This window comes from uncultured Sanguibacteroides sp. (assembly GCF_900543425.1).
GTDB lineage: Bacteria > Bacteroidota > Bacteroidia > Bacteroidales > Marinifilaceae > Gabonibacter.
In genome coordinates, this window is sequence record NZ_UQRQ01000032.1 from 1 (window position 1) to 25,907 (window position 25,907).

22 protein-coding genes and 1 CRISPR repeat array are annotated in these 25,907 nt (G+C 41.3%); of the genes, 19 read left to right on the top strand and 3 right to left on the bottom strand.

Annotated elements, in window-relative coordinates; genetic code table 11:
• The first annotated feature begins 54 nt into the window (after positions 1 to 54).
• Together QZR76_RS12995 and QZR76_RS13000 are read left to right on the top strand one after the other, a co-directional pair.
• Positions 55 to 927: a ChaN family lipoprotein gene (locus tag QZR76_RS12995; protein ID WP_118259835.1), complete on the top strand. Its 873-nt coding sequence runs from the start codon at positions 55 to 57 to the stop codon at positions 925 to 927.
• A gap of 129 nt (positions 928 to 1,056) precedes the next feature.
• On the top strand, positions 1,057 to 1,440 hold the full coding sequence (locus tag QZR76_RS13000; RefSeq protein ID WP_147348365.1) for a hypothetical protein: 384 nt from the start codon (positions 1,057 to 1,059) through the stop codon (positions 1,438 to 1,440).
• A gap of 27 nt (positions 1,441 to 1,467) precedes the next feature.
• Here the strand turns inward: QZR76_RS13000 and hcp are convergent, their stop codons facing one another.
• Positions 1,468 to 3,111: a hydroxylamine reductase gene (gene hcp, locus QZR76_RS13005; RefSeq protein WP_118260021.1), complete on the bottom strand. Its 1,644-nt coding sequence runs from the start codon at positions 3,109 to 3,111 to the stop codon at positions 1,468 to 1,470.
• A 212-nt stretch (positions 3,112 to 3,323) separates the two neighbouring features.
• Here hcp and QZR76_RS13010 point away from each other — a divergent pair, with 212 nt between their 5' ends.
• The 3 genes from QZR76_RS13010 (at position 3,324) to QZR76_RS13020 (ending at position 6,520) form a co-directional block, all read left to right on the top strand.
• Complete coding sequence (locus QZR76_RS13010; RefSeq protein WP_118259839.1) at positions 3,324 to 3,992, top strand: Crp/Fnr family transcriptional regulator; 669 nt, start codon at positions 3,324 to 3,326, stop codon at positions 3,990 to 3,992.
• A gap of 168 nt (positions 3,993 to 4,160) precedes the next feature.
• Entirely contained in the window at positions 4,161 to 5,198 is a 1,038-nt protein-coding gene (locus tag QZR76_RS13015) for an AI-2E family transporter (RefSeq protein WP_118259841.1), read from the top strand.
• 230 nt (positions 5,199 to 5,428) lie between these two features.
• Positions 5,429 to 6,520, top strand: coding sequence for an MBL fold metallo-hydrolase (locus QZR76_RS13020; protein WP_182002101.1), 1,092 nt, complete (start codon positions 5,429 to 5,431; stop codon positions 6,518 to 6,520).
• Positions 6,521 to 6,524: 4 nt separating this feature from the next.
• Here the strand turns inward: QZR76_RS13020 and QZR76_RS13025 are convergent, their stop codons facing one another.
• Both QZR76_RS13025 and QZR76_RS13030 read right to left on the bottom strand, forming a co-directional pair.
• On the bottom strand, positions 6,525 to 6,806 hold the full coding sequence (locus tag QZR76_RS13025; RefSeq protein ID WP_087422026.1) for a transcriptional regulator: 282 nt from the start codon (positions 6,804 to 6,806) through the stop codon (positions 6,525 to 6,527).
• On the bottom strand, positions 6,803 to 7,144 hold the full coding sequence (locus QZR76_RS13030; RefSeq protein ID WP_294143240.1) for a hypothetical protein: 342 nt from the start codon (positions 7,142 to 7,144) through the stop codon (positions 6,803 to 6,805). Before QZR76_RS13030 ends, QZR76_RS13025 begins: the two co-directional genes overlap by 4 nt.
• A gap of 782 nt (positions 7,145 to 7,926) precedes the next feature.
• Between QZR76_RS13030 and nfo the strand changes: the two genes are divergently transcribed.
• From nfo to cas2, 14 genes are all read left to right on the top strand, one after another.
• Positions 7,927 to 8,772 (top strand): deoxyribonuclease IV, encoded by an 846-nt coding sequence (gene nfo / locus QZR76_RS13035; protein ID WP_294143241.1) that lies wholly within the window; start codon positions 7,927 to 7,929, stop codon positions 8,770 to 8,772.
• Between the two features lie 92 nt (positions 8,773 to 8,864).
• Positions 8,865 to 10,088, top strand: a complete 1,224-nt coding sequence (gene sbcD, locus QZR76_RS13040) for an exonuclease subunit SbcD (RefSeq protein WP_294143242.1) — start codon at positions 8,865 to 8,867, stop codon at positions 10,086 to 10,088.
• Between the two features lie 21 nt (positions 10,089 to 10,109).
• Positions 10,110 to 13,181 carry an AAA family ATPase gene (locus QZR76_RS13045; RefSeq protein ID WP_294143243.1) on the top strand — a complete coding sequence of 1,024 codons (3,072 nt, stop codon included), beginning with the start codon at positions 10,110 to 10,112 and terminating at the stop codon, positions 13,179 to 13,181.
• A 3-nt stretch (positions 13,182 to 13,184) separates the two neighbouring features.
• Positions 13,185 to 13,676, top strand: a complete 492-nt coding sequence (locus QZR76_RS13050) for a metallophosphoesterase family protein (protein WP_294143253.1) — start codon at positions 13,185 to 13,187, stop codon at positions 13,674 to 13,676.
• 100 nt (positions 13,677 to 13,776) lie between these two features.
• Positions 13,777 to 15,366, top strand: a complete 1,590-nt coding sequence (locus QZR76_RS13055) for a S41 family peptidase (RefSeq protein ID WP_294143244.1) — start codon at positions 13,777 to 13,779, stop codon at positions 15,364 to 15,366.
• A 143-nt stretch (positions 15,367 to 15,509) separates the two neighbouring features.
• Positions 15,510 to 15,872 (top strand): DUF488 family protein, encoded by a 363-nt coding sequence (locus tag QZR76_RS13060; protein ID WP_294143245.1) that lies wholly within the window; start codon positions 15,510 to 15,512, stop codon positions 15,870 to 15,872.
• A 138-nt stretch (positions 15,873 to 16,010) separates the two neighbouring features.
• Positions 16,011 to 16,736, top strand: coding sequence for a DUF5036 family protein (locus QZR76_RS13065; protein WP_294143246.1), 726 nt, complete (start codon positions 16,011 to 16,013; stop codon positions 16,734 to 16,736).
• Positions 16,737 to 17,446: 710 nt separating this feature from the next.
• Positions 17,447 to 18,850, top strand: coding sequence for a type I-B CRISPR-associated protein Cas8b1/Cst1 (gene cas8a1, locus QZR76_RS13070; RefSeq protein ID WP_294143247.1), 1,404 nt, complete (start codon positions 17,447 to 17,449; stop codon positions 18,848 to 18,850).
• Positions 18,851 to 18,860: 10 nt separating this feature from the next.
• Positions 18,861 to 19,919 (top strand): type I-B CRISPR-associated protein Cas7/Cst2/DevR, encoded by a 1,059-nt coding sequence (cas7i, locus tag QZR76_RS13075; RefSeq protein ID WP_294143248.1) that lies wholly within the window; start codon positions 18,861 to 18,863, stop codon positions 19,917 to 19,919.
• Positions 19,916 to 20,581, top strand: coding sequence for a type I-B CRISPR-associated protein Cas5b (cas5b, locus tag QZR76_RS13080; RefSeq protein WP_294143249.1), 666 nt, complete (start codon positions 19,916 to 19,918; stop codon positions 20,579 to 20,581). The genes cas7i and cas5b overlap by 4 nt, the downstream gene beginning before the upstream one ends.
• Positions 20,582 to 20,583: 2 nt before the next feature.
• Positions 20,584 to 22,857 carry a CRISPR-associated helicase Cas3' gene (gene cas3 / locus QZR76_RS13085; protein ID WP_294143250.1) on the top strand — a complete coding sequence of 758 codons (2,274 nt, stop codon included), beginning with the start codon at positions 20,584 to 20,586 and terminating at the stop codon, positions 22,855 to 22,857.
• A 36-nt stretch (positions 22,858 to 22,893) separates the two neighbouring features.
• A complete protein-coding gene (gene cas4 / locus QZR76_RS13090; protein WP_294143251.1) occupies positions 22,894 to 23,406 on the top strand; it encodes a CRISPR-associated protein Cas4 in 513 nt (170 codons plus the stop codon).
• 36 nt (positions 23,407 to 23,442) lie between these two features.
• Positions 23,443 to 24,447, top strand: a complete 1,005-nt coding sequence (gene cas1b / locus QZR76_RS13095) for a type I-B CRISPR-associated endonuclease Cas1b (RefSeq protein WP_294143252.1) — start codon at positions 23,443 to 23,445, stop codon at positions 24,445 to 24,447.
• A complete protein-coding gene (gene cas2, locus QZR76_RS13100; protein WP_041503745.1) occupies positions 24,448 to 24,708 on the top strand; it encodes a CRISPR-associated endonuclease Cas2 in 261 nt (86 codons plus the stop codon).
• A gap of 219 nt (positions 24,709 to 24,927) precedes the next feature.
• Positions 24,928 to 25,883: direct repeats of the CRISPR family, unit length 30 nt; unit sequence CTATTAATTGAACTAAAGTAGAATTTAAAT.
• Positions 25,884 to 25,907 lie beyond the last annotated feature (24 nt).

The window sequence follows — 25,907 nt, forward strand, 5'->3', positions numbered from 1 at the left end:
GGTAAAGAATCGGAATAAACTATTTTGAAGTAATAATGAAATAAATGATATAATATGAGGAGTTGTTTGACTATTTTGCTGGTGATGTTGTTGGGTTTTACCAACTACAGTAAAGGACAGGAAAAGAAGGCTTATCGCTTGTTTGATGCGAAGGGAAAGGAAATCGAATATAAAGAGATGATGAAAGTGCTGAAAGCACAGGATGTTGTGTTTATCGGTGAGGTTCATAATTGTGCCATAGCTCATTGGTTGGAGTATGAGATGGTAAAGGACTTGTATACTGCGCATAAGGATAAATTGACAATCGGGTTGGAAATGTTGGAGGCTGATAATCAGTTGATGGTAGATGAATATGTGGGACGGTTGATCTCTTCCGATCGCTTTGAAGAAGAAGCTCGACTTTGGCCTAACTATCTGACGGATTATGCACCTGTTGTAGGGTTAGGCCGTGAACACGGGTTACGGGTGATAGCCACGAATGTACCCCGGCGATATGCTAATATGGTGAAAAATGGGGGATTTGAGGCTTTGGAAAAATTATCGGCAGAGGCTAAAAAATATATCGCACCCCTGCCGATTGATTACGAGCCGGATGAAGAGGCTGCCGGGATGTTCGGTTTGATGATGATGACCTCGGGAAAGCATACCGATCCGGAGAATGTAGCCAAGGCTCAAGCATTGAAAGATGCCACGATGGGATGGTTTATTGCCCAGAATTTGAAGTCCAAATTTGTGCATCTGAATGGGAACTATCATTCGGATTTCAAGAAAGGCATTATTACTTATCTAAATAAATATCGTCCCGGTTTGAAGATCGCAACCGTATGCTCTGTGCGGCAGGATGATATAAAGAAATTGGGGGAGGAAAATGAAGGACGGGCGGATTTTTATATCTGTGTTCCAACTGATATGACCATGACATATTAGGATGTTTCGAAAATTCTTCCTACCTTTGTACTAGAAAATGAGACATGAATCCATATACATCCGGGAGGGATGCTGGTTTGTGTCTCTTTTTTTATGGGTGTGAGAGTGTCTAATCTAAGTAATTGGTGCATGGGAAGAATAAAAGAAAAAAAGCGAGTGGCGGCGGCGAGTAGGGGGCAGGTTCATCTAAATCCCTTGGGTATTGATGCGGCAATCAAGGCTTACAGGACGGCAGTTCTTGATAGCGAACGGCTAGAGGAAAAGATCCAGGAATTGATCCGTATGGGTGATTTTTGCCGGGAGGTTTGTCGGGATGAAGAAGCTCATGATGCTTATGAGCGTGCCCTTATGTTTTGTCGGGAGAACGAGAATAAACGTTCCCCTAGGTTCTGGGAGGAGGCTTGCTATTGCGCATCCCGTATTGATGAGTTGTCAGCTCATCAACGAAAAGATTGTTCGACAATGGTCAGTCTGGTTGACTTTTATGCAGATAATTTTCCCGCTGCCTTTTAGTGACAGCGGGAAGTCAGGTCGTATGGACTAATTTTCCAAAAAGAATTTCAAATCATCATCCGCGGTCGTGATTCCGGCAATACCGAATTTTTCCACGAGTACTTTCGCCACGTTCGGAGAAAGAAATCCGGGTAAGGTCGGTCCGAGGTGGATGTTCTTTACTCCAAGATAGAGTAGGGCTAACAACACGATGACAGCTTTCTGCTCGTACCAAGCAATGTTGTAAACGATAGGTAATTCATTAATGTCTTTTACCCCAAAGATTTCTTTCAGTTTCAAGGCAATAACCGCCAGCGAGTAGCTATCGTTACATTGTCCGGCATCCAGCACTCTCGGAATACCGTTAATATCCCCGAGGGGTAGTTTGTTGTAACGGTATTTGGCACATCCTGCGGTAAGGATCACCGTGTCTTTCGGGAGTTTCTGGGCAAACTCGGTGTAATATTCCCGGCCTTTCATCCGGCCGTCACATCCGGCCATGACGAAGAATTTACGGATAGCCCCGGATTTCACGGCATCCACGATTTTATCTGCCAGTGCAAACACTTGGTTGTGGGCAAATCCTCCGATAATACTTCCGGTTTCGATGGCTTCCGGTGCCGGGCATCTTTTAGCGTGTTCAATGATTTCACTGAAATCTTTCGGTTGTCCGGGTTTGCGCTCGATATGTTTGAACCCGGGAAAACCTGCCGATCCGGTCGTGTACACTCGGTCCTTGTAATTTGCGTCCGGATGCGGGGGAACGATGCAGTTCGTGGTAAATAGCATCGGGCCGTTGAAATGTTGGAATTCATACACTTGTCTCCACCATGAGTTACCGTAGTTTCCGGCGAAGTGTTTGTATTTTTTGAATGCCGGGTAGTAGTGTGCGGGAAGCATCTCGCTGTGGGTGTATACGTCCACCCCCGTACCTTCCGTCTGTTCCAGAAGTTCATACAGGTCTCGCAGGTCGTGACCGCTGATCAGTATACCGGGATTTTTCCGCACGCCGATGTCCACTTTCGTGATTTCCGGGTTCCCGTAAGTATCCGTGTTGGCTTTGTCGAGCAGGGCCATGGCGTCAACGCCATTTTTACCGCATTCCAGTACCATTTGCACGAGCTGATCGGCGGACAGTGGGAGTGTGGTGGCTACCAGCCCCCGGTCGATGAATTCGTAGATGGAAGGGTTCTCGTGTCCGAGATTATAGGCGTGTTCCGTGTAGGCGGCCATTCCTTTCATCCCGTAGGTAAGCATTTCTTTTAAAGAGCGGATGTCCTCGTTTTCGGTGGAGAGAACTCCCACGTGTCCAGCTTTCGATTCCATTTCTTCCAGCGAGTCAGCCGTCCAAAAGGCTCCCTCGAACGTGATCTTTTCGGGATTCCCGCCTTTGTCGAGGAAGGTTTGTTTCAATTGTTCCCGTAACTTGATGGATTCTTTGATTTTTTCCACGAAACGTTGCTTGTCAAAGTTCGCATTCGTGATCGTCATGAACAAACCGTCGAGAATAAAACGATCTGCCGAGTGGTCAACGGCATCAAGGGCTCTGAGTTGCACCCGGTAGTGGGCAATACCTTTTAGGATAAATAGTAGTAAATCTTGTAAGTTAGCGACATCCGATGTTTTTCCGCATACGCCGCGGACCGTGCAGCCGGTTCCTTTTGCTGTTTCTTGACATTGATAACAAAACATTTTTTCCATGGTTTAGTGTGTTTGATGAATATTTTTTCTATTTGTTTGTCGCAAATGTACGGGGTCTGTGAAACAATAGTTGTAATATAAATTACAAACGTGAATTTAATTTTCAATAATTTATACGAGCGAAAATGAAAAAGGTTAAAAGTAAAATAAGGTACTAAAGAAGAAAATGATACATTTGTGTATCATTTAAAAGATGGCAGATAATGGATATAGCACGACTTTTTGATTGTCCTTTATGTATGGGAATTCCCGAACGGGAGAGAGAGCAGTTTATGGAAGGATTTGATTATAGCGTGAAGAGCTATATGAAAGGGGATGTGGTTTTCCGGCAAGGAGACGTGTGCCGTTTCCTTTATATCTTGTTGGAAGGGGAGGTCGAGGCGGAAATGACGGATGATTCGGGAGCCATGTTGCGAATCGAGACGATCCGGGCGCCGAGAGCGCTTGCCCCGGCATTTCTTTTTGCCGAGGATAATCATTTCCCGGTGACAGCTACCGTTTCGGAGAAGGCTGACGTGTTTATCGCCACGAAAGAATCCGTGTTCCGTCAGATGGGACGTTATGAAAGTTTCCTGCGTAATTTCTTGTCCGTGAATGCAAACCGGACGACATTTCTGACCGGGCGTTTGCAGTTCCTGTCATTCAAGACGATTCGTGGAAAATTGATCCATTATATTCTGGAACTCGCCTCTCCCGATAAGAAAAAAGTGTTGTTGGGAAAGTCGCAGCAGGAATTGGCTGAGTTTTTCGGGGTGACTCGTCCGGCACTGGCCAAGGTGTTGTACGAGCTGGCTGATGAGGGGATGATTTCCGTAAATCGGCAGGAGATTATTATCTTGGATCGGGAGAAAATGCGTAGGGCCTTGAATTAACCTGTTACGTTGTCTTTTCGGGTATGAAGGGGGAAGAGATTGCCGGTTGTTGTAAAAGGGTGATGTAAATTTAAACATTTTTTCGTCGTTTTCGTTAACACGATAACCGGGCGGATGGTTATTCGGACATCTGTTTAGGGACATATCGTGAACTTAAATTGTGATAAAATGAGTCTTAAAGAACAATACTGGAGATATTCCCTCGTGGCGATTATTCTGTTGTTGGGAATTCTTATATTTTTTCAAATTCTGCCGTTTTTCAGTGGGATTTTGGGTGCCATGACGATTTATATTCTTTTGCGTAATCAGATGCTGTATTTGACGGAAAAGAAACGGATGAAACGTAGTATCATGGCTATTCTTCTGTTATGCGAGACGATTCTTTGTTTTCTTATTCCCCTGTCGATTGTCGTGTGGGTGTTCGTGAACAAGTTGCAGGCCATAAACCTGGACCCGCATAGCTTGATTGCCCCGGTGGAGCATGTGGCTGAGCTGATCCGGGAAAAAGTAGGGTATGATCTTTTAAGCAAAGGGAATATAGATACAATATTGGCAGCCTTGCCGAAGGTCGGTCAGTTCCTGATGGGGAGCATCAGTAGTTTTACCATTAACGTGGTGGTACTGCTTTTCGTGCTTTATTTCATGCTGATTGGCGGGCGGGATATGGAGGAGTACGTGAGCGATATTTTACCGTTTAATAAACGGAATAAAAAGAATATACTACACGAGTTCAACATGATCGTGAAGTCGAATGCGATCGGGATCCCCTTGCTTGCCGTGATTCAAGGGGCTGTTGCCACGTTGGGGTATTTTATATTCGGGGCACCGAGTCCCGTGTTGTGGGGATTCTTGTCCTGTTTCGCCACGATTATCCCGATTGTAGGGACGGCATTGATCTGGGCCCCGCTGGCGTTGTACATGGGGATGACGGGACATTGGGGAATGGCGATCGGGTTAGCAGTCTATGCTTTGGTCGTGATTTCGAATGTCGATAATTTGGTTCGGTTCATGTTGCAGAAAAAGATGGCGGACACTCACCCGTTGATTACGATTTTCGGAGTGGTTATCGGACTTTCCCTATTTGGTTTCATGGGGGTGATCTTCGGGCCTTTGCTCCTGTCAATTTTTGTCTTTTGCGTGAACATTTTTAAAGTGGAATACTTGGAAGGAGAGGTACGGACGAGACCCAAGATATACAAACCTTGATTCGTTTACAGGTGGTAATGAATGGGGTGTGCTACTCTTTTTTCAAGGTATAACTATCACAATCCTGTTTCTGCTCCCGAACAATAATGTTACCCCGTCGTCCCGTGGTGAGGGGATGACGGGAGTGAAAGGAGAATCCGTAATTTAGGTATGAATACCTGTAATTTGTGTACACGGGAGTTTGGTGTATTTGCTTATTTTTGCGATAGATTTATTATTGAGTTGTATTTATGAAATTAATAAGAAGTTCGAGAAAGCGTATGATACTATGGATTGTGCTGTCGATCGTGGTGATTATGACCATTGTCGGAATTGTTTTCATGAATCAGCCGAGTTTCGGGAGAATTCCCCGGGGAGAACGGTTGGCAAGGATTGAACGTTCGCCGAATTACCGGGATGGGGCTTTCCGCAATATACATGAAACTCCTTTAATGACCTTGGACAAGGGACGTTTGCAGGGATTACTGGACTTCGTTTTTAAGGATAAGACCGGACTGAAACCGGACTCTGCGTTGACCGTAGTGAAAACGGATTTGCGGCAGATCGATCCGGAAGAGGATGTGCTGGTGTGGTTCGGGCATTCATCTTATCTGGTTCAGGTGGATGGGAAACGGGTGCTTGTGGATCCGGTGTTCTGCATGGCCTCCCCGGTGTCTTTTATTAACAAGCCGTTCAAAGGAACGGACGTTTATCACCCGGAGGATATGCCGGATATTGATTATTTGGTTATTTCCCATGATCATTGGGATCACCTGGATTATCATACCGTACGGGCGTTGAAAGATCACATCGGGAAAGTGATTTGCGGTTTGGGAGTTGGCGAGCATTTCGAGTACTGGGGATTCGATAAGGAGCGCATAGTCGAGTTGGATTGGGAAGAAGAGGTTCGTTTAGATTCCGGTTTTATCATGCATTGCCTACCTGCCCGCCATTTTTCGGGACGAGGACTTTCTGCCAATAAAACGCTGTGGGCTTCGTTTCTGCTTGAAACTCCTTCCCGGAAGATATATCTGGCGGGAGACGGTGGTTACGACACGCATTTTGCCCGGATCGGGGATTGTTTTCCGGATATAGACTTGGCCATTCTTGAGAATGGGCAGTATAACGAGGGATGGAAGTATATCCACTTGATGCCTGATTATTTGATTCGGGCAGCTTTGGACTTGAAAGCGAAAAAGGTGATGACCGTGCATCATTCCAAGTATGCGCTGGCCCACCATCGTTGGGACGAGCCGTTACGGAACGAGAGGAACATGGCAAAGAACGACTCGTTACACGTGTTGATTCCTGTCATTGGCGAGGTCGTGAGGTGGGGGGAATAGTTCTTTACAAGTTAAGGTATTCTCTAAGAGCGTCTATATAGTCTTCCAAAGCCTTCCTGCCCGTGTCGGTCAGTTGGCATGACGTGCGGGTCTTTTTCCCGACGAACTCTTTTTTCACTTGGATATACCCGGCAGTTTCGAGTTTTTCCAGTTGCACGCTTAGGTTCCCGGCAGTCGCATTCGTTTTCTCTTTCAAGTACACGAAATCCGCTGTCTCTACCGACAAGAGCAGGGAGACTATTGCCAGACGTAATTGAGAATGTAATAGCGGATCTAATTCTCTCATAGTTTTTCGGATTTATTGTTCAGAATATGTCCCGGTATGATCATCATGACAACAAATGACAGGCCAAAGTAGAGATTCCAGAGTATGGTGGCACTGTTATTTATCGTGTAACTCATCAGCATATATATGGCGAACACGAAACCCACAAACGGGAGGTAGAGCAAGCACTTCTCCCTGATAACCAATCCCGTGATTGCAGTCCCGATACTTGCGTACAGGAGGCATAACGGGAGCATGAGCGTGAAATCACATCTTCCGACAATGAATGATAGAGCCAGCATGACCAGCACGGTTAACGAGAACAAGGTGCCTACCACTTGCCAGACTTTATTGACCATGCTGTCTGTGTAAGTGACGACGGTCGGGGTGTTCCTTTTTTCCTTGAACGCGAGGATAATTACCGGCAGGAACATGAGGAACCAGCCTGCCCACCACCAAGGGGCGTGGGTCATGCAGAGTGACGTGTAGATAATGATCGACAAGATGGCTGTCGTGTAGCCGTAGATGATGAAGTAATTCCCTTGATCTTTTGCGAGGTTCTTTCTGGTTGCTTGTATCATTTGAGAAATAAGTTCTAAACTTTCTTTCTCTGTAAACTTTTTTTCTTCCATGTTTGTTGCGTTTGGTGTTTGTAAAGTGGTTTGTTTTATAAACTATATTCTCAAAAAAATAGCGCTATTCTTTTTGTTGATACAAATATAAATTAGTTTATTTTATAAACCAAATGATTTAGTGAATTTTATTCCTTCACGTGGATATTATTTTTGGTAATTATATACATCCTTACAGCCACTCTAAATAAATAATTATTTGATTTATATATAATTATAATAGAATGTTTTATAAAATATTTTAGTAATTTCGAAAAAAGGAATGAAAACACAGGAAATTACGGTTGGGAATCAAACGGAAATTAATGTGGTCATGCATAAAACAAAAGAAAAAAAGAAATAGACAAAACACGCTGGTGTGGGAGTTCCGGGTAATTAAACTATCCGGAACTTTTTATTGAATTTTCAAATTACCTCCCTATCTTTGTATACGAGTATAACTTCTTGCGATTTATACCGTTTGAAAGGTTATTACGGAGTTAGCATGAAGAGATTAAAAACTTGAAAGAATGAAAAAATATATAGGAGCGCACGTGAGCGCATCGGGAGGAGTAGAGAATGCTCCGTTAAATGCACATGAGATCGGGGCTACGGCTTTTGCCCTTTTTACGAAAAATCAACGGCAATGGAAAGCGGCGCCGCTTTCGGCCGAAAATATAGCTCTTTTTAAAGAGCGGTGTGAACAATGGGGATATGTGCCCAAGCATATATTGCCTCACGACAGTTATTTGATTAATTTGGGACACCCTGAAGCCGAAGCTCTCGGGAAGTCGAGGGAGGCGTTTTTGGACGAAATGCAGCGTTGCGAGCAATTGGGACTGGATCGGTTGAATTTTCATCCGGGGAGTTCTTTGAAAGAGATTACCGACGAGGAGTGCCTGCAACGGATTGCGGAATCCATCAATTGGGCTTTAGATAAGACCGAAGGTGTGAGTGCCGTGATTGAGAATACGGCCGGACAAGGGTCTAACCTGGGTTACCGGTTTGAGCAAATCGCTTACATCATCGACCGGGTAGAAGATAAAAGCCGGGTAGGGGTGTGTATCGATACCTGTCATGCTTTTGCGGCCGGATATGATCTGACCACTCCTTCCGCTTTCACGGAAACCTTTGAGCATTTCGATCAGATAATCGGCTTTAAATACCTAATGGGTATGCACTTGAACGATGCCAAAAAAGGACTGGGTTCGCGGGTAGACCGCCATGAAAGTATCGGTAAAGGGGAGTTGGGAATAGAGACGTTTAAGATGATTATGCAGGATCCTCGTTTCGACGATATTCCGCTTATCCTGGAGACTCCCGACGAATCGTTATGGCCGGAAGAGATTAAAATGTTAAAGGGTTTTGTAAAATAAAAACTGAAAGATCCGGAGATTCAATCACCGGATCACTAAATATATGATTACGTGTGCAACGGGTGTGAAATAACGAATAAGATCGATAGAGTATGAAGATATTGCATACTTCGGATTGGCATTTGGGAAAACGTTTGAACGAACGGGAACGGATAGCCGAGCAGGTGGAAGTGATGGAAGAGATCGTACGTATTGCCCGGGAAGAACGGGTGGATGCCGTTGTGGTGGCCGGAGATCTCTTTGATACTTATAACCCTCCCGTGGAAGCCATCGAGTTGCTGTATCGTACTCTCTATCGGTTGGCCGACGGAGGACGTCGGTTGGTCGTGGCTATTGCCGGAAATCACGATTCTCCGGACCGGATCGATTCTCCTGACGTATTGGCCAGGGAGTGCGGCATCTTTTTCGTGGGTAATCCCATGACGGAATTAAAAACCTCCGTTATCGAAGGAGGGGTAAGCCTGATCGAAGTTGACCGGGGATATGCAGCTTTCCGTCTTCCGGGATACGATTATTCGTTGCGGATTATACATACTCCGTATACGAACGAACAACGACTGAAAAGGTTTTTGGGAACGGAAGATCAACCTGCCCGTTTGCGGGAAGAGTTAGCCGGACATTGGCGAGAGATTGCCGAACGCTATTGTGACGATTCGGGGGTCAATCTCTTGATGGCTCATCTCTTTATGATGAAGGAGGGAGGCGAGATGCCGGAAGAACCGGAAGACGAACGTCCCATCAATGTAGGGGGAGCCGATGCAGTTTACTCTTCTGTGATTCCCGTTGCCGTGCAATACGCGGGATTGGGACATCTGCACCGCTACCAGATGATCGATACGTTTCCCTGTCCGGTGATTTATAGCGGTAGTCCGTTGAGTTATAGCTTTAGTGAGGCGGAACAACAGAAGTATGTCGTACTGGTGAAGGCCGAACCCGGAAAGGTTCCGTCGATCGAAAGACGGGTTTTGAAAAGCGGTCGTCCCTTGGTCAGGAAGCGTTTTGATGGTGCTGAAGAAGCGATTAGGTGGTTGAGGGATAATCCTGACGTGTGGGTGGAGTTGACCGTGGTAACGGATACCTATCTTACGGGGGCGGAGACAAAAGCCATATATGCCGCACACGAACATATCGTGTGGTTGATTCCGGAAGTGAAAAACGAATCGGCGACAACGGCCCGCATCGCTTCGATTCATGAATTGCGTACGGATGTGAATGCCCTGTTTGCCGAATATTTCAAAAATCGGAAGGGACAGGAACCCAACGAGGAATTGATGACTCTCTTCCGGGAGGTATTGGCCAAGAACAAAGAACGATAATGTGTTTATAATTTATTTTATATGATTCCCGTAAAACTGACATTGGAAGGAATTTATTCGTACCGGGAACGGCAAACCATTGATTTCACCCGATTGACCGGAGCTAAGTTGTTCGGTATATTCGGTCCCGTGGGAAGTGGTAAATCTACGATTCTGGAAGCAATGATTTACGTTATATACGGAACCATCGATCGGTTGAATACAGAGGTGAAATACAACCTGATGAATTTGAGAGCCGATCGGTTGTTCGTGGATTTCGAGTTTACGGCGGGAACGGAAGGAAGTCGCTACCGGGCTACCGTCGAGAGCAAACGTAACCGGAAGAATTTTGCGGATGTCTCTTCTCCGAAATTCTCTTATTATTTAGGAAAGGGGGAAGAGTGGCAACCGATTACCCGGGAAGAGCTGATTGGAGTCATTGGCCTGACCGTACAGAATTTTAGGCGGACAGTGATTATTCCGCAGGGAAAGTTTCAGGATTTTCTGATGCTGCGGGACAAAGAGCGAACGGAGATGATGATGGAACTTTTCGGGGATCTGCGTCAATACGATCTTTCGGAAAGCGTAGCGACCTTGGAGGCCGAGACCCGGCAACAGGTGACGGATTACCGGGGTCGATTGGCCGGATTGGGAGAGGTGACCCCGGAAATGATACGGGAAAAAAGGGGAAAGCTGGTGGAGTTGAAAATGGAGGAAGAACGTTTAAAAAGAGAGATACGGGAGATTTTATCCGAAGAAGAAAAACTGAAAGCGATAAAGCTGCTTTTGGACGAATTGGCCGTGAAAAAAGAGACGGAGCGGCGGTTGATCGATATACAACCGGAAATGGATCGGTTGCGGGCGGAGTTGGCGGAGTACGAGTTTTGCCTTCAGCATTTTCAACAGCCGGTGGGGAACTTGGAAGACCTTCAACGTCGTTTGGAACAGGTAAAGGTTTCCCGGGAAGCCTTGCAAAAAAGCGAGAAAGAGAGAAAAGAGGCTTTACGTTCTTTTATGAAAGGTTTTGAAACTCTTCAGGAGGCTTATGGAGGGAAGGAGGAAAAGAGAAAACGAATGGAGCGTCTGGAGGCCTTTATTCGTCGTCTGGAAGTGGAAAAAGAGTGCCGTGATCTGGAAGAACGAAAAACAAAGGGCGAAGAGATCGTCGTGAAGACCCGTCAGGAGATTGAAAAACGACAGGAGGAGTTAAAACGAGAGAAGAAGGAGTTAGAAGAGTTGATACGGGTTACGCCCGATATGAAAGTTTTGTCCGATATCCGGGAGTGGTTCTCCGTTCGCCAGCATTTGTTGGCAGATCGGGAAAAAAACGGGAAAGAGGAAAAGAAAATCGGAAAAGAGAAAGAGGAACTTATCAGGGATTATGTAGCTTTACAGAAAGAGCATACGATTATACAACATCAGGAAAAGGTAGAAGGAGGAGTTTGGATAAAGATATGCAAAGAACGGGCGGAGTCTGTTGCCGATCGGTTAAAGCTTTTGCGAAAAGAGGCTTTACGTTTGGGAACCCGGGTGCGTTTGGCAACTTTTGCCCGGGAGTTATCGGAAGGAGTACCTTGTCCTTTGTGCGGGGCTTTGTCGCATCCCCATCCTTTGCACGCGGAAGCCGTGGAGGGAGATACAAAGGAGAATGCCGATTTGATCGTGCAATTGGAGAACGAAGAGAAAGAGCTTTCGGTTTTGGTTTCCCGTTTGACCTTGTTGAATGAACGTTACCGGGTTTGCCGGGAACGGGAAAAACAATTGGGGATAGCGCTGAAAGAGACGGAGGAGGCAATAAAAAAACATTTGGATTTGTTTACCTGGGAAAACTATTCCCCGGAATGCCCGGAAAAGATAGAGGAGGAGATGAGACGGGTGGAAGAGCTGAAAAGCCAACGGGAAAAGCAAGAGGGGCAGATAACCCGAACCGGAGATCAGATAGAGCTTCAGCGGGGTAACTTGGAAAAATACAAGCTTCGATTGGACGAGATCGATCGGTCGTTGGCACAGAAAGGGGCACAGATGGAGTTATTGACGGAACAGGTCGAAGGGCTCGATACGGAAAAATATAAACCCTATGGTTTAGAGCAATTGAAGGAAATGTCGGTAGAGGGAAAGAGGGAATTGGAGAAGTTGGAAAAAGATTACGCGGAAGCAGTGGAAAAACGGCGGGAGTTGGAGTTGGAAAACCGTAGACTGGAAGGAAGCATAGAGGAGAAAGAGCGGGAGTTTGCCCGCTTAAGAGAGGAAGAAGAGAAGGTAATGCAACAATTGGTCTTTCTTTTAAAAGATACGGATTATTCCGGTTTGGAACCCGTGAAAGTGGTATTAAAGAAAAAGATACATATTCCTGAATCTCATGAAAAGATAAATCAGTATAACCAGCAATTACATGCGGTAAGGTTGCGGAGAACCGAATTGGAAGGTTTGTTAAAAGATACCGCTTATGACGAGGATCGATTCGTGACCCTGCAAAAAGAACTTTCCGCGAAACAATCCCATGAACGGGAGTTAGTAGCGGAGATAGGAGCTTTAGACAATCGTATTTCGGATCTGGAAAAACGCTATGAGGCCCACATGGAGATCCGGAAAGAGTTAACCGTTTTGGAAGAGCGTCTTCAGAATCTACAACTATTAAAGGGACTCTTCCGGGGAAACGATTTTGTCAAATTTGTCTCTTCTATCTATTTGCAGAACTTGTGTAACGCGGCAAACGAACGCTTTTTCCGGATGACCCGCCAACGGTTGAAATTAGAGCTGAGTGAGGACAATGATTTTCTGGTGCGTGATTTTATGAACGAGGGAAGAACCCGGAGCGCAAGAACTTTGTCCGGCGGCCAGGTATTTCAGGCCTCCCTCTCCTTGGCTTTGGCTTTAACGGATAATATCCGGCAACTGTCGGGGAGCAAACAGAATTTTTTCTTTTTAGACGAAGGGTTCGGCTCGCTCGACAAAGAGTCGTTGTCTGTCGTATTTGATACCTTGAAAGCCTTGCGGGACGAAAACCGGATCGTGGGTTTGATTTCTCACGTGGAGGAGATGCAGCAAGAGGTTCCGGCCTGCATACAGGTGGAAAACACGAGTGAAAGAGGAACTATTGTAACACAAAAATAAATAATTATGAAAATCGGTTTGTTATCGGATACGCACGGGTGGCTGGACCCTAAGATCGTGGAGTTTTTTAAGGATTGCGATGAAGTCTGGCATTGCGGTGATATCGGGGATGTAGCCGTCACGGACGAACTCTCTAAACGTTTTACCTTGCGGGCCGTCTATGGTAATATCGACGGGGAATTGCTCCGGCGCATGTTTCCGGAGAGGCAATTGTTCAATTGCGAGGGAGTAAAGGTGCTGATGACCCATATCGGCGGTTATCCGGGACATTATGAACGGAAGGCGGCCGAGATTATGTACCAGGAGCGTCCCAAGCTCTTTCTGTGCGGGCATTCGCACATTGCCAAAGTCAAATATGATAAAAATTTGGACTGTTTGCATATTAACCCGGGTGCAGCCGGCAAGTTCGGGTTTCATACGGTACGTACGGCCGTGCGTTTTGTCATTGCGTCCGGAAATATATCCGATTTGGAATTGATCGAATTGGAAAAATAGAATGATTTAAGACTATATTAATAGAATTAATGGTTTCTCTTCCTTACATTTGTAAAATATTTACGTAGAAGGATGAAAAGAGAAATTAAAATAATACGATATGAGAAAAAGTTTATTATCGGCGGTTGTAATCCTGATCGCCTGTTTTAGCTGGGTAAGAGCTGATGCTCAGCGGGACGAGAAAGCCGTTCGCGAGCAGTCCATCAAATACCAGCGATTGATGCAAATGATTGATGCGGTATACGTGGATACCGTAAACTTGGGTAAGCTGACAGAGGATGCTATTATAAAGGTATTGGCGGATCTGGACCCGCATTCCGTGTACATCTCCCGCGAGGAGGTGGAAGAAGCTAACGAACCCTTGGAGGGCGGTTTCTTTGGTATCGGTATACAGTTTAATATTTTGCGCGATACTTTGATGGTCGTGGATGTCGTACCCGGAGGGCCTGCCGAGAAGGTAGGTATGATGGCCGGGGATCGTATCATTGCGATCGACGGACAAAATGTGGCCGGAGTGGGATTGACCAACACCGAGGTACGGAAGAGATTGAAGGGAGAGAAGGGAACCCGCGTGAATGTCGGAGTTCTGAGAGGCAACGAACGTTTTGATTTTAATATTATCCGGGATAAAATTCCAATCCATAGCGTGGATGCGGCTTATATGGTCGATAAGAACATCGGTTATATCAAGATAGCCCGTTTTGCGGCTACCACGGTGGAAGAGTTTGAGGAAGCCGTGAAGAAGTTGCAGGCCCAGGGAATGAAAGACCTGATCATCGATTTGCAGGGAAACGGCGGCGGTTACATGGGGGCGGCCATCGGTATTGCCGATCATCTGTTGGATGGACGTAAACTGATCGTTTACACCGACGGACAGGCCACGGGACGTATGGATGAGTATTCCACACCTGCCGGGTTGTTTCAAAGCGGAAGAGTGGCTATTCTGTTGGATGGGAATTCGGCTTCTGCCAGCGAAATCGTTTCGGGAGCCGTCCAGGATTGGGATCGCGGTCTGATCGTGGGACGCCGTTCTTTCGGAAAGGGATTGGTGCAACGTCAATTTCCCCTGACGGACGGTTCTATGGTACGTTTGACCGTATCTCATTACTATACTCCTTCCGGTCGCTGTATTCAGAAGCCTTATAAGGGAAAAGACTACCGGGCCGAATTATACGAGCGTTACAATAGCGGTGAATTGGTCAATGCGGACAGTATTCAGGTGACCGATTCCACTAAATATTACACGAAAGAGAGACATCGTCTGGTATACGGCGGAGGCGGTATTATTCCCGATCTGTTCGTGCCGATCGATACGGGAATCAATTATTCTTATTTCAACCACCTGATCGCCAAGAACGTGGTTAACGACTTTATTTTAAACTATGTGGATAAAAACCGGGCAAGCCTGAAAAAACAGTATCCTCAGTTTGAAGATTTCCGGAAAAACTTCCATGTAACCGAAGCTATGATTAACGAGATCGTGGCTAACGGAGAGAAACAAGGGGTAAAGAAAGACCAGAAATTGCTGACTCCCGTCATTCCGGAGATGAAGCAATTTATAAAGGCTTTGATCGCCCGTGATCTCTGGGATATGAATGAGCTCTACATGATTACCAACGAGGACAATAAAGCCTTGGATGCGGCTGTTAAGGCCTTGCATGATGGTACATATGATAAGTTGATGAAATGATTTTGATCGACAATACGAAAGTCCGCGATAACCGAAAGGTTGTGGCGGATTTTTTTTAGGGAGCAGAAACTCGTTGAAAACGTAACTTTTAGACGGATGATCCGGTATGATGGATAAACGGGAATTCGATAAAAGAAAACGAAATGACAAAGATTCAATTGAAAAGAGTGTACGATGATCCGGCAAAAACCGACGGTATAAGGGTCTTTGTGGATCGTTTATGGCCGAGGGGTATGAAAAAAGGAGCTTTTCACTACGACATCTGGGCCAAAGAAATCACCCCGTCTACTGACCTTCGCAAATGGTTTCATATCGATCCCGAAAATCGATGGAACGACTTTGCCTCTACTTACGAAAAGGAATTGGAACATTCCGATGCCGCCCGTCAATTTGTCGGGGCTATTAAATCCTATTCTGTTGTTACTCTTTTATATGCTTCTCGAAACGGGGAATACAATCATGCCAAAGTCCTAAAATCCTTCCTCGAAAAAGAGCTGTCAAAATAAAATAGCACTTAGGGACGGGGTTAAAGTGCTATTTTAATCTCTTAATCCTTTATTTTTTGTATTCTAATCCGTATTATTTATTTATATTTGGTGCCTTAAGTGAAGCGAAATCTGTGTGTAAAATTAAAGTAAAGAAAAATGGAGAAAAGAAATTTGTGGGGAATGCTTCTGTTATTCCTGTGTGTGTGCAGCTTTGCAAGTTGTAGTGATGACGATAAAACAATTGCAGAGCCGGAGGGTACAATCGCGTTGAATATGCTCAATGAAGATAATGGAAAGGTTATACTTGGTCAATCGGGCGTCTATCTTAATAAATCGAATAACCTTACGGGAAGAGAGGTATGGATATCGGATTTGGGTAGAATGTCCAATTTAGGTTATGTAAGCGATATAAAGGTATTGGCTGCCGCCACGGAAATCGCCGCCACGGTCAGTCATGGCTATTTGATTTATCCTCAGGAGATGATCTGGGAATTTCCGTCAGGAAATAAGGCCTTTAAGATAAAGGATACTTATTATAAAATGTACATCGAATCGGTTATAGAGGATAACACGGGAATAAAAGTCAAATACTTACCCGTGACTTTACTCAATGGTGCCTTACCTGAACCCGGAACTAACATCGGTTCCCTTGTTTATAATGCCTGGTTACAAATCGACATAACCCGGTTAAAGGATATCGAGTATGTTATCCCGAATAATGAAGAATACTTCGATTGCTATATCGACGAAGAGGAGGAGCAAGGAAAAAAAGTTAAATATTTGTATATAAGACAGCTTAAAAATTTTGATTATCACAAAACCATGTATTTATATCTACGGACGGGCAATACATTTTCTTATGTGACATTTACGGCTCAGTAAAATGATAAAAGAGGCCCCGGCATCAGCTTGCCGGGGCTTTTGCTTTTCGATACCTTATTGAAACAAGCGGTATTTTTCTTCATTACCTATTTCTATACTCTCAAACTAGATTTGCGATCTTGCCGAAAATCTGAATTCTTTCCTCGGTAGTTAATTTGGTACAATAGCTACGATTAGCTTATGTGTTTATATTATATAAGGATAATATAAATGTTATTAGATAATCTTGTATTGTCTATAAAATAGTGTAAAACGTTCTAATATAGGAAGTATAAAAGGAATGTTATTTTTATATTAATAAAATTATGTAATTTTCTTTGATGTTATTGATATTGTAACTATATTCATGGGCAGAATAAATTTGCTATTTGGTATGTAAAAATTTAGATGTGTTTAGTAAATATGGATGGATAATGTATTTTATGTAAAAATTGAATATAGTTTTTGAGGATAAAAAAAGCTCCAAAATTATTTGGAGCAATAATTCCGAAAAGGTTCAATTAATTTTTTATTCAACAAAACAATTTTCAATTCTATTTAGTACGATAATTTGGGCGAAGATATAATTGTAAATGGATTTATCAAAGTATTCGACATGGATATATATTGATTTTAAAAAAAAGAAGAAAAATATTTCACGCAACAAAACAATGGGTTAAAATTATTCGTATCTTTGCAGAAAAAGTTTTGCAAAATATAATTAAAACTATATGAATCAGCAAATTAAAAATGTAAATTACAAATGGTTGACGGAACCGACGGGTGACCCTTTTGTAGATGCCGGTGGATACGCGTTGGAAGAGTTCGCTAAAAGATATCCGGATAAGGATATTCTTGGATTGATTGAAGAGGTTTCTAAAATATATGTCAATCGATGGGAGGCTAAAATAAATCCATTTTTTCTAAATTCTAAAATTACTCAGCCTGCTTTTAAAGCAGATCGGAAGATAGAGGAAACACTAAAATATTTTCGGGAATTGATAGAAGGGAAGGGTTCTATAGGAAAAGGGTTTTGTCGAATAACCGGACAAAATACAGAATTGTTTGCGGCCGGTCGGGATAATTCTATTTTATCCGGTTCGGGAACATTTGTTAATTTTCATAATACGTTTGAAGCTGGAATTATGGTATCGAAAGAGGTGTTGATTCGTAACCATTTTGTTCCTTTGTCTTGTATGTTATTGCAGGGACGAATAGCATTAATTCATAGTAATGACAATAAATTGACCGCATTTTTCGCTACTAATAATTGTAGCGAAAATTTGCATGCATTGGCAATTAATGCTTCGGAAGGAATTTTAAAGTCTAAATACCGAGCTCCAACGACAGCTCTCTTTCGTTTTATAGATAAGGTATTAGGAGATAGTATACGAGAGAATGAGATCGACAACTACTCTTTGATACTCTATCATTTTACCAATTTCGGGGCTAGTCCGGAAGTGAAAATATACACGGTCCCAGCGACGTTGTTTAGTTTTTATACCTTTACCCAAAGAGGAGAATATAAAGAAGATTGGAATCGGTTTGTTGAAGCGTATTATCGGAATTCTGAGTATAAGGGAGCAAAGTACAATGAGAGTACTCGAAATTTTGATTTTGAAAAAAAGGATAAAATAGAAAATATAAACTGCGTTGAGTATCGAACGTGGTTTAACCGGATTTATGAGTGTCTGTTAAACGAAGAATCTATTTTACCTTATATCAGAAATTGGAGTGAAAAACACGATTTTAATATAGAGATCGTAAAAAAATACCTAACCTTAATTAGAAATATGAAACAGGAAGCACAGAAAAAATTATTGCAATTAGCCGATTTTGTGATAGAAATCGAAGGGAAAGATCGGATAGGTAAGTGTATTCAACAAATTAAGAATGCCAAAACGTCTTCGGCTTTGAGTCGTTTTTTAATAACTAAGGTTCTCCCTAAGAATATGGAATTAAAAAATCCGCCGATTATCACCGTGGAAGATTACTGTCTTTATCTTTTCCCAGAAGACGTATACTGGAGAGACGTAAGGGATGTTTTCTTGATTGCTATTTATCAAAGATTACATGAAAAAGGCATTTATCTGAATGCAGAAGATATTGATGATGACGATAATATAAATGAATAAACATACGACTATGAAAAATTTAAAAACACAGGGTTTTGTCCTTTTGGATGTGGATGTGGTAGCATTGAATAATGCCGGGAAAAGTACTTCGACTTTAAATGATAACGGTGTTGCCACGAAAACGATTATAAAAAATGGTAGAACATACGTCTATGTTTCCGGACAAGCTTGGAGATATTGGTGGCGTGAAGCGTTACAAAAGAATTGCGGATGGGTATTATCTCCGGTAATTCGCGATTCTAAAATTGCTTACACGAATGCGGATCCTATTACGTATCCTGACGACGATGTGTTCGGATATATGCGTGCCGCAACGGAGATAGTGAAGGACAATAAGGGAAAAGAGAAAAAAGAAAATATCACGGTAACACGTGTTTCGCCTTTGAGAAATTCTGCTATTGTATCTGTTGCATCTGTCTCTTTAGCCGAAAATTGGTCGAGTATGGCCCGTCAGGAAGGTGATTCCGTACCCTATACGAAACAGGAATATAGTGCCGTGATGAAAGGAATGTTTAGTCTGGATTTAAGTATGATCGGAACTTTTTCCAATTATAATAAAACCGGCTATATGAATCTGTCCGATACATTGAAGAAAGAAGCGATAGAGAAGGGTGGAGTGGAAATAGAAGATCCTTTTATCCGTAATCAAAAACTAATTCGATTGAAAGGTTCGGAAAGAATCCGACGTGCCATTGATACGATAAAGGCATTGAAACATATTTCGGGAGGTGCAATGCAAACGGATAATATGGGAGACGTAACTCCAAAGTTTATCATCTTGGCAACAACAAATACGGGCAATCATCCTTTTTCTCATGTGGCTTCTACGACTGGAATTCGAGATGGCATTGCGAAGTTAAATGTAAATGGTATAGAAGAGGTTATTAGAGATTATCGGGAGACTATTATAGGAAAAGTATATATAGGAAAGCGAAGTGGTTTTTGGGATGATGAAAATGAAAGTTTAAATGTTTTAGCCGAAAAACATAAAGATTTGATTGTTTTGGGAACAGTAAATGAGGTGATTGATGCTTATTGTGAACAAATAAAAAAACAATTGGAGGAATGAAATTATACCGAATCAAGATTAGTTCATGGACAGCGAGTTTCAGATATCCGAATATTCTTTCAGGGTATCAGCCGACGCTTGAAGTCCCGCCTGTAAGTACTGTGTTGGGCTTGATGAATGCTTGTGCTGGAGAATATTTGAATCATGAAAAATTGGAGATAGGATATTATTTTGAATATGGAGCTAAAGAAGTAGATTTAGAAACGATCTACCAGATCGAGAGAACGGACAAAGGAACGCCTAAAAATGAAGTAAAATCTAATGTTATAAAGCGGGAATTCTTGTTTGATTGTCGGTTGTATGTTTATTTAAGTGATGTTGCGTTAGTGACGTACTTTAAACAGCCCTATTTTCCTTTGGTATTGGGAAGAAGTAGCGATTTGGCCAGCGTAGAATTGATCGAGGAGATTGAATTGCAAGAAATTGTTGGTGCTGAACATATAAAAGGGCAGCTTGTCCCTTTTAAAGGAAATTTTTTACCGGGAGTAATACAGGTATTATCTAATTATTTTACCGACGAGATTCCGCGTAGAAATATAGGTCCGGAGCCCTATTCTGTCATTTCATGTTTCGGAAAAACCGGAAAAACAAACATAAAAGCATATAGGGATGTCATAGATGATTCTCCGGTAGATATCTATCTTCATCAGCTTATTTTTTAAAAATGAATATAGATACTAATTTTCAGGTTCTGGCAAAATCAGAACCTGAAATTACTTTAAAGCAACATATTGAAGATTGTTTGAATATTTATCGGCAATTGCGGTTTTGTTTTCCTAATTTGCCCGTATTGGACAAAGATTATTTTTGGAAACAACTGTATAGAGCTGTCGTTATGCACGATCTTGGCAAAGCTCACCCTGAATTTCAGCGTTTGTTGCGAAAAATAAAGAAACACGAATGGCATCAACAAAGACACGAGTTGTTTTCTCTGTATTTTTTATATGCTCTTAAAATAACAGAAGAGGAGAGAAAAGCATTGTCCTACGCTGTTGCGGGACATCATAAACAATTGAACGAGTTATTCGATTTTATCAGTAAGAATTATAAGACGGAAAACGAGAATGAACTGTTGGAAGAATACGGAGACGGATTAGTCGAGTTCATGCAGGAGTGTGCTAAAATCGATTATGCTATCATCAAAGAACTTGTAGTTACCTATATAGGGACATGGAACGATGAAGTAGAAAATTTTGATATCAGTAACTGTATTCGTCGTTTAATGCGAGAGAGCCCCAATACCGTAGATTCGGCATTTATGGACAGGTTATTATTGGTCGGGGGAATGAAGCAATGTGATCATATGGCTTCTGCGGGAATGCAAACCTTAGCACAATTAAAAACAGAAGATTTTGATTTTTTATTTCGTTATCCTTTATATTTCCACCAACAGATGGCCTTCCAAACTATTGGTAACGTGATCACGAATGCCCCGACCGGATCCGGAAAAACGGAAACAGCTTTGTTGTGGTTACGAAAACAAATGGAAGAAAGAGGACAAGGACGGGCATTTTATATTTTGCCATTTACGGCTTCGATTAATGCCATGTACGAGCGGTTAGATAAAGAGCTGAGTAAGGATGAAAAAAAGGTTGGGATGTTGCATGGTAAATTAGCTCAGTACTTGGAGTATCGGATGTCAGAGGAAGATGATGTATTATCTGGGGAAGAAAGGAAACAGTTATTGGAGGATTTCAAGTCTTTACAAATGCCTTTAAAAATTGTGACTCCGTTTCAATTATTAAAGCATCTATTTGGATTAAAAAACTTTGAAAAAGGGATGTTTGAATGGAGTGGCTGTTATTTGATTTTTGATGAAATCCATGCTTATGATCCACGTGTCTTTGCTCAAATTATCGTATTACTGAAATTTATGCTTCGTTATATGAACGCAAGGGTACATATCATGACGGCTACATTGCCTCAATTCATGTGTAAGGAGTTGGAGCAGGTACTGGGAGATTATACCCATATACAAGCTTCGACAGATTTGTATGAGAAATTTACACGGCATCGAATTCACGTACGAAAAGGAAAATTGGAAGATTCGTTGGATGAAATACAGGGAAGATTGGATAAAGACAGGAAGGTATTAGTTGTTTGTAATACTATAGCTGAATCTCAAAAAATATATCATGCTTTGGATGCCAAAAAGAAAGTATTATTACATGGATCGTTTAATGCAGAAGATCGTTTTGCAAAAGAGAAAATTTTAAAAGATCGTGATGTAAAGCTTTTAGTTGGGACGCAGGCTATAGAAGTAAGTTTAGATATCGATTATGATTGTATTTATACAGAACCAGCCCCTTTAGATGCCTTGATTCAGAGATTTGGACGGGTTAACCGGAAACGGGAAAAAGATTTATGTGATTGCTGTGTTTTTGAAGAGAGAAATGAGACTGATAAATATATTTATCGGGATGAAATCGTAATTTTTAAAACGTTGGAAGTTTTGATGAGAATAGAGCGAAAAGGGGGAGTAATCAAAGAGACTTATTTACAGGATGCTATTAATTTTGTTTATCCTGATTGGAGTAAAGAAGCCAAAGAAGAATACGAACAGACTGTGAATTTATTAGAATATGCGGTGTTTCATGAACTGTCTCCTTTAAAATATTCTTCTGAACGAGAGGAGCAATTTCATGAACAATTTACTGGAGTACAAGTATTACCAGTTGCTTTAAGAAGAGCGTATCAGGAGTATTTGGAGGCGAATCAATTCGTGAAAGCCGAGGGATTATTAGTGAATCTAAACGAGAGAAGTTTTATCGGTTTATTAAAAAAGCAACAAGCATACGGTGAAAGATTTGTGTTTACATCTGGTTTAACGGAAAAAATGTATGATAAATATACCTATTTGATAAATAGGAAATATTCTAAAGAATTAGGATTGTTGAAAAATGAGATAGAACAAGACGAAATAGACTATTTTTTGTAAGAGAAAAACGATCAATTAGTGTAAAAACGGATATTTATGTATATAACAGCTACTCACGTCAACTATTATTATATTTGCTTGAGAAAACTCTGGCTTTTTGCAAATGGGATAAATATGGAACATACTTCGGATATCGTTACTGAAGGTAAATTAGTACATGAAACCTCCTATTCAAATAGAGCTGCTCGTTACGAAGAGGTTCGCATTGGAGGTTCGGTTATTGATTTTTATGATCCTCGTGATAGAGTTATTCATGAAATAAAAAAATCTTCGGCAAAAGAAGAGGCTCATATCTGGCAAGTAAAATATTACATCAATCTTTTTGAGAAAGAAGGGATCGAGGGGGTTATTGGTCTGTTGGAATATCCATTGCTGCGGGAAACGTTGAGGGTTGAATTGGAAGAGGGCGACCGGGAAAGATTGCGGGAAATAGAAATGGAGATTCTTAAAATAATAGAATCGGAAAATTGTCCGGAAAGAATACCTAAACGTAAATGTGGCTCATGTTCATATTATGAGTTTTGTTATGCCGGAGAAGAAGAAATATAAGATAAGCTGTTAGGTTATAATGGAAAAAGAGGATATATGAAAAGAACATATTATTTGTTTAATCCGGGACGCTTGAGTCGAAAGGACAATACGTTAAAATTTACACCTGTAGATGAGGAGGGGAGAGAAGGGCAACCTCGTTATATCCCTGTCGAAACAGTCGATAATTTATTTGTATTCGGCAGTCTGGATGCTAATAGTGCCATGTATAATTTTTTGGGTAAGAATCAAATAGCGGTTCATTTTTTTGATTATTATGAACACTATACCGGTTCTTTTATGCCTAAAGATTATTTGTTATCCGGTAGGATGCAAATAGCTCAGATGAAGCATTATATTCGTAAAGATAAACGAATGGCTATTGCCCGGCGATTTATTCAGGGAGCGGCTTTTAATATGTTGAAAAATCTGAAGTATTATAACAATCGGGACAAAGATACTTTGTCACAAATAAACAGAATCGAAAATTATATTCCTTTAATTGAAACTGCAACAGAAATACCTGAATTAATGGGTATCGAAGGGAATATCCGGCAAACCTATTATGAGGCTTTTGATGTTATTATCGATGGTTTTGTTATGGGTAACAGGAGTAAAATGCCTCCTTCGAATGAGGTGAATGCTATGATTTCTTTTGCGAATAGTATGTGTTATTCTGTTTGTTTAGATGCTATTTATCATACACAGTTGAATCCAACGATTAGTTTTTTGCATGAGCCGGGAGAAAGGCGTTATTCGTTAGCATTGGACTTGGCTGAGATTTTTAAACCTATATTGGCCGATCGGTTGATTTTTTCGATGCTTAATCGAAAACAAATTCAGAAATCTGATTTTGATCAGAAATTAAATGGTTGTCTTTTAAAGCCTTCCTCTATGAAAAAAGTTTCTCAAGAATGGGAAAACAAGGTAAAAGAGACGATTAAACATAAAATGTTGGGTCGACATGTAAGCTATAAACACCTGATCAAGTTAGAGTGTTATAAATTGACAAAACATTTATTGGATATAGAAGAGTATAAACCTTTAAAAATGTGGTGGTAAATGTATGTGATATTGGTTTACGACGTGGATCAAAAGCGAACCTCTAAGATGTTAAAATTATGTCGTCGCTATCTCTCTTGGATTCAGAATAGTGTCTTTGAAGGAGAAATATCCGAAGTGCAGTTGAAACAATTAAATGCAGAAGCTAAAAATCTTATGGAGGATAAAGATAGTTTGATTATCTTCAAAAGTCGGGATGAAAAATGGCTACAAAAGGAGATCATCGGGGATGAAAAAGCCAGTATTTCTAATTTCTTATGAAGTCGACCTCTTGTTTTAACGATTAAAAAGAGGGTTCCGTAAATGCATATTAACATAAAACGCTCTTTGAAATATTGATAATAAACGAATTAGATAAAGTAGTCGACCTCCCGGTAAAATCTACGAATTAGAGGTCGACTGAAAAATATCTCAAAAAATGATCTATCGACAAAGTATAACTATTTGATTCTTTGTCGATTTTGTTTAAATTTATAACGTCTATTAATTGAACTAAAGTAGAATTTAAATTATCCTGTTTTAACCTTTGCAAATTATAAGAAGCCACTATTAATTGAACTAAAGTAGAATTTAAATCATTCTGTTGGTACTCTTTATGATTATCTTGGTATTCTATTAATTGAACTAAAGTAGAATTTAAATATGTTTATTACAACTATATGATTTACGCGAATGCCCCTATTAATTGAACTAAAGTAGAATTTAAATGCAGGATGAACTTAACAATAATCTTATAAATACAGTCTATTAATTGAACTAAAGTAGAATTTAAATAGAATGAGCAGAAAAATCAAACTCCTGTAAAATAAGCTATTAATTGAACTAAAGTAGAATTTAAATATGATCGGCAAAGTCAAAATATTTTTTCTCGATATCCTATTAATTGAACTAAAGTAGAATTTAAATTGTTATCATACTCCGGACATTCCCTGACGGCTACACTATTAATTGAACTAAAGTAGAATTTAAATACGACATTTTTACCCTTGTTGATTAACATACCTTGCCTATTAATTGAACTAAAGTAGAATTTAAATATTTCAGCGATGTCAAAGCTCAAAACTTCACTTAGACTATTAATTGAACTAAAGTAGAATTTAAATTTTGGACTCGTTTCACCTACATGTTTCAACATTCTGCTATTAATTGAACTAAAGTAGAATTTAAATCTGTTTATAACAAGGATGCTGCAATAACTTCCGGTCACTATTAATTGAACTAAAGTAGAATTTAAATTGTACGTTGTCTGGGATCCTCAACACGAACCACCAGCTATTAATTGAACTAAAGTAGAATTTAAATTCTCAGGAGTGGGGGAATGAGCGGAATATGATGTATGCTATTAATTGAACTAAAGTAGAATTTAAATTCTCAGGAGTGGGGGAATGAGCGGAATATGATGTATGCTATTAATTGAACTAAAGTAGAATTTAAATTCTCAGGAGTGGGGGAATGAGCGG